The sequence below is a fragment of the Burkholderia sp. LMG 13014 genome (assembly GCF_905232215.1).
Classification (GTDB): Bacteria; Pseudomonadota; Gammaproteobacteria; order Burkholderiales; family Burkholderiaceae; genus Burkholderia.
Genome location: NZ_CAJNKE010000418.1, coordinates 1 through 5,442, shown reverse-complemented (window position 1 = coordinate 5,442; position 5,442 = coordinate 1). Strand labels below are relative to the sequence as shown.

Annotated in this window: 3 protein-coding genes and 1 pseudogene; 1 reads left to right on the top strand and 3 read right to left on the bottom strand. The window is 66.1% G+C overall.

The window, feature by feature from the left end; all coding sequences use genetic code 11:
- A pseudogene (locus tag JYJ84_RS27575) lies at positions 1-950 on the bottom strand (DNA mismatch repair protein MutS); the annotation flags it as partial.
- A gap of 241 nt (positions 951-1,191) precedes the next feature.
- Between JYJ84_RS27575 and JYJ84_RS27570 the strand changes: the two are divergent.
- Positions 1,192-2,460, top strand: coding sequence for an integrase family protein (locus tag JYJ84_RS27570; RefSeq protein ID WP_128671162.1), 1,269 nt, complete (start codon positions 1,192-1,194; stop codon positions 2,458-2,460).
- Here JYJ84_RS27570 and JYJ84_RS27565 read toward each other — a convergent pair.
- Together JYJ84_RS27565 and JYJ84_RS27560 are read right to left on the bottom strand one after the other, a co-directional pair.
- Complete coding sequence (locus JYJ84_RS27565; RefSeq protein ID WP_087778760.1) at positions 2,417-2,698, bottom strand: AlpA family transcriptional regulator; 282 nt, start codon at positions 2,696-2,698, stop codon at positions 2,417-2,419. The two genes, JYJ84_RS27570 and JYJ84_RS27565, sit on opposite strands and share 44 nt — an antisense overlap.
- A 192-nt stretch (positions 2,699-2,890) precedes the next feature.
- Complete coding sequence (locus tag JYJ84_RS27560) at positions 2,891-5,329, bottom strand: DNA cytosine methyltransferase (RefSeq protein WP_128671161.1); 2,439 nt, start codon at positions 5,327-5,329, stop codon at positions 2,891-2,893.
- Between the last annotated feature and the right edge of the window lie 113 nt (positions 5,330-5,442).

The following is a 5,442-nucleotide window of genomic DNA, read 5'->3' as shown; positions in this document are numbered from 1 at the left end:
GACAGCGACTGCGCGGCGACCGACGCGCGCGGCGGATGGTGCAGCCAGTGACGCAGCAGGCGGCTGCCCATCGTCGTGCAGCAAGTGTCGAGCAGCGAATACAGGGTCGGCGACTCGGTGCCGCGCAACGTTTCGGTCAGTTCGAGGTTGCGGCGCGTGGCCGGATCGAGCCCGATGTACTCGGTTTCGTTCTCGACCTTCAGGCTGCGCACGTGCCGCAGCTGCTGGCCTTGCGTGGCAGCCGCATAGAGCAGCAACGCACCGGCTGCACCGCATGCGCTCGTCAGCGAATGCGCACCGAAACCGTCGAGGCTCGCGACATCGAGCTGGTCGCACAGGCGCTGCGTGCCCGATGCAATGTCGAAGTGCCATGCCGGCACGCGCTTGCTTGTGCCCGCGCCTGCGGGGACGGCATCGGTCGCGCCGTCCGGCGTGAGGATCTCGGCCGGCCGGATGCGCTCGAGCGCGGCAGCGAGCTGTTCGGGTTCGATTTCGGCGAGCCGCAGCGCGCCGCTTGCGAGGTTCAGCCACGCGAGGCCGATGTTCACCGCGACGCCACGCTTGTTGTGGCCCGTGCACATCGCGAGCAGGTAGACGTCGTTCTTGTCGGACAGCAGCGCGGCGTCGGTCAGCGTGCCGGGCGTGACGACGCGCACGACCTTGCGCTCGACGGGGCCCTTCGACGTGGCCGGATCGCCGATCTGCTCGCAGATCGCGACCGATTCGCCCATCTTCACGAGCTTGGCCAGATACTGCTCGACTGCGTGATGCGGTACGCCCGCCATCTTGATCGGCGTGCCGGCCGATGCGCCGCGTTGCGTGAGGGTCAGGTCGAGCAGGCGTGCGGCTTTTTCCGCGTCTTCGAAGAACAGCTCGTAGAAGTCGCCCATCCGGTAGAAGACGAGCGTGTCGGGATGGTCGGCCTTGATGCGCAGGTACTGCTGCATCATCGGCGTGTGATTGGCGACGCTAACCCCCGGAGAACCTTGATATTTCTCGGAAATCCCTTGTTTTTGCTCGTTCTCCGGCCGATCTTTCACACCATTCCTCACGCGCTTGAAACTCAACAATGCCCAACAAAACCCATCTACACTTACGCCAATAGCGTAGCTTTTTTTCGCGGTTCTGGACAGGTTACGCTGAGGGATTTTAGTATCCACAAAAAAGTTACGCTGACCTCTCGTACCGCATATGGCTTTCGACGCACGCGAAGCCCGGCTTCTTCAGCCTGGGCAACACATTACCATCGACGACCAACCAGGGCTTCGCCTGGAGGCAACCAAGACCCGGCGCACCTGGACGTATCGGTACAAAAGCCCTGTTGATGAGCGGATGCGGCAGGTGAAGGTGGGGGACTGGCCCGCCATGTCGTATCACGCGGCGGTGGCGCAATGGGAAGTGCTGCGCAAGCGCCGCGATGAGGGTATCGACCTGGCCCTGGAGAAGAAGGAGCGGCGCCAGTCAGGGCGCACGCCGGCGGCGAGTCGTCCAGGCGGCCCGACGGTGCGCGAGGTCTGCGACATCTACCTTGAGGGGCACATCAAGAACCGGGCCAAGAAGGGGCGCGACGAGGTGGCCCGAACCTTCAAGACCATGCTGACCGGCATCGAGGAAACGCCGGCCGTGGCTATTACCCGAAAGATCGCGTTCGACCATATCAAGCAGTACGACTATGCCCCGGTGCAGGCTGGAAACCTGCGGCGCGAGTTGGGGGCGGCCTGGGATTACTGCCTGGATTCTGGCGATCTTCCAGAAGACACGCCGAACTGGTGGCGCTTGGTGCTGCGCGGCAAACTGAAGTCCAAGGGCCACAACAAGCTGGGCGTCAAGAAGGGGGCCGGGAAGCGGGTATTGAGTCCGGCCGAGGCCGGCCAGGTGATTCGGTGGCTGCCGAACTTTTCCAAGAACGTCGATGACATGCTGACGCTCTACCTATGGACTGCGGTGCGCGGGGCGGAAATCGAAAAAATGGAAGGGAAGGAGGTGGCCGAGGAACCCACGGGCCTGTGGTGGACAATCCCGAAGGCGAAGACGAAGAACGCCCATCGGCCCGATGCTGACGATCAGCGGGTGCCATTGGTGGGGCGTGCGGCCGAGGTGGTGCGTCGGCGGAAGGAAGCCTATGGCGATGGCTACCTGTTCCCGTCGGACAGCAAAGAGGGGTATTTCCCGCAGAAGTCGGCGGGGGTGGCGGTGTATCACCATATGCCGTATTGCCGCACGGCTCCAGATCGCCCGAGGGTGCGGCTTCCGGTCGAAAACTGGGCGCCCCACGACCTGCGGCGCACCTCGCGCACGTTCCTGGCGTCGCTTGGCTGCCCAAGGGACGTGGGCGAGGTGATCTTGGGGCACATGCTGGAGGGGGACGAAGGAACCTACAACCGCTACACCTTTGACAAGGAGCGGCGGAAGTGGCTCACGAAGCTGTCGGACTACCTTGAGAAGCTGGCGAAGCGGTAGCGGAGCGTGGCTTTTTGGCCCCGGTGTTCGGCGGGGGCGGGATATTGGAAACCGGGCGGTTTTCAGCCCATTCCGCGATTTCACGGTACAGCCAGCCCACGCGGCGCGCGGACAGCTCGCGCGGCGGCGGGAACTCGTTGCGCGCGACCATGTTCTGGATGGTGGTGGCCGAAAGAGTTGTCAGCTTCTCCAATTGCTCCAGTTCAACGCAGATCGGGGGCAGGGTCAGTTCAGCCATGATGCCCTCCATCACGCCGTGCTTGGCGCGCGTGCGCCTGCCCATAGCCAGAGGTCGGCCGGCTTTCAATGCTCGCGCCGGCGACTTTGTTTTGTTCGTCGGTCATGTCGGAATCCTTTTGTAGTTCGCGTGGTTGCGCGCCGACACCCATGATTGCAATGTCACGGATGCCGGCATGGTTCAAATTTCCGATCAGGCGCGCCGCTCCATGAAGGCTTCCTCGTGGCGGAAGTTGGCGCGGACAAGGGCCTCGGCCTGCGCGGGCGAAACGGAGTTGCCGCACATGCGCACCTGGGCCGTGATCGAAAGAGGGATGCGGGGAATCAGGCGCGGGTCGCCCGGCACCTGCACGCCGTTCTTGAACAGCAGCTTGGGGTCGGGAATCTCGTGGATGATGTAGTCGTCGGGGAACGACTGCGCCCGGTACAGCTCGCGGGCCTTCAGCATCCGCAACGTGATGTCTACCAGCACCCACCAGATGCCGCCGTAGCTCATCAGCACCAGCTCGGCTGCCTCGGGGAACAGATCGGGCAGATGTTCGTGCAGGAGCGCCGCGCACGCGCGCGCCTTCTCTCGGTGTTCGGGGGAAAGTGCCTCGGCGGGCACCTGGACGGACTGCACCAGCCCCATGCGTGCCTTGGTCGTCACCGTGGGCATGGGTTTGGCGCAGCCCGAATCCTGGCCGCCCTCGCTGTAATACTGGACGAGGTAGGCCGTCACCAGGCGCTGATTGCTGCCCGATGCAGTGATCGTGGAGATGGGCGCGCTGGCCGGCCGCCCGTCGCCGTCGTAGAACCCGCCGTTCGCCTGTTCGAAGAAGGCCGACGCGAGTGCGCTGGGCACGCTGCTGGCCGTCACCGAGTTGAGCGGCGTTTCCAGGCTGCGGACGCCGCTGCTCCACCGCTTCGCGCCTGTGCTGCACGATTCCCCGTGCCCCATGTCGATGAGGTTGGCGACGACCAGGGCCTGTTCGCCCCGGTTCGCCCCCGTCACCGTCGGCAGCGGTTCGGCCGGCGTGGTGCCGGCGCGGTCGCCGTGGTGCGTCAGGTGGGCCAGATGGGCGGCCACCAGGGCGTGCTTGTTAGCCGTCACGACGGTGCCAAGCGGCGTCTCGATGTCCTGCGCGCGCGGCTGCTGGCCTTCGCGCTCTCCGTAGCCGATGGTGACGAGGTGCGCGCCCACCATCGCATGGTGCGTGCCGCTGGCCGCCACGGTGGAAAGCGGTTGCTCGACGCTGTGCCCGCCCATGTGGGCGTCGCTGGTGCCGCGCAGCGGGGCCAGGGTTGGGGCCACGACGCTGAAATGGCCGCCCTTGACCTGGGCGCAGACGGTGCGCAGCGGAGCATCCGCCGGCATCGTGCGCTGGTTGCTCGCGTTGGCGTGCTCCGTGAGGAACGGCGCCAGCGTAGGCATCACGACCGCGCGGTGGTTCTCCGTGGTCAGCGTGCCCAGCGGCTGGTTGGCTGCCGTGGGCTTGCCCGAGTACGCCGGCCCACCGGCGCCGACGAGGAACGGCATCGACGGCATGGCGTCGATGGGATGGATACCGGCCTCGTTGCCGCAGGTCGGGCACGCGCCAGGGATTCCCTCATCTTCCGGCCGCCAGGACGGGAACGTGTTGCCGCAGGTGGTGCAGCAGAAATCGTGCGGCCGCTCGGCCGTCGCCGGCGGCGTGGGGAAGATTGGCTCGAACGGCCACGGCTCCGGGTTCGCGGCCAGCGGCGCGATCACGGGCTGGCCCAGCATGTGGTGGTTGCCAGTGGTGACGGTCGGCATGGGCTGGTCGATGCCAGCGCCGGGGTGGCCGCTGGTGTTCGTCACGATGAAGGGCCGCGCGCTGCTCAGGACGTGGCGCCACAGGCCCTTGGCGACGCGCCGGCGGGTATTGGCCGCCAGCGGCTTCGGCCGGTCGAAGATGCTGGTCGCGGGCAGCCCGAAGTCGATGCACTCGGCCGCCGTTCTGTAGGGAGCCAGCATCCCGGCCAGCACCTCGCGCGAGGTCGGCTCGCCGTGCGTCGCCTCCGGCCAGATGATCGGCAGGCCGTCGCGGCGTGCCACCAGGAACAGCCGCTTTCGGATAGTCGGTGCGCCGTTGTCGCACGCGCGCAGCTCGCGCCAATCCACCTTGTAGCCGTGCTGGCGGAGCTGCCGGACGAAGCTCTCGAAGGTCTTGCCCTTCTTTGCCGGATCGGGGTAGAGGTTGCCGTCGGCGCCGACGATGACCGGCCCCCAGGTTTGAAATTCCTCGACGTTCTCCAGCATCAGCACCCTGGGTTTCGTGAGCGCCACCCAGCGCATCCCCACCCAGGCCAGTCCCCGGATGTGCTTGGAAACCGGCGTCCCGCCCTTCGCCTTCGAGAAATGCTTGCAATCGGGACTGAGCCACACCAGGCCCACCGGGCGGTTTCCCGTCACTTCGATGGGGTCGATGTCCCACACGCTTTCGCACAGGTGCTTGGTGTAGGGGTGATTCAGCGCGTGCATCGCAAGCGCCTCGGGGTCGTGGTTGATGGCGATGTCCACGGGGCGCCCGAACGCGGCTTCCAGCCCGGTCGAGGTTCCGCCGCCGCCGGCGAAGTTGTCGATGATGAGTTCGCCGGGGAACGGCAAGGCGAGTTGCGGGCGCTGCATCTGGGCGGCTCCTTCAAAAACAAGGGGCGCTCGGTGGCGCCCCTGGGGTGTTGGAATTGACGGGATAGGCCCGCGTGGCGGGCCGGCACGTTGATGAAGCGGTCGTGCGCCGC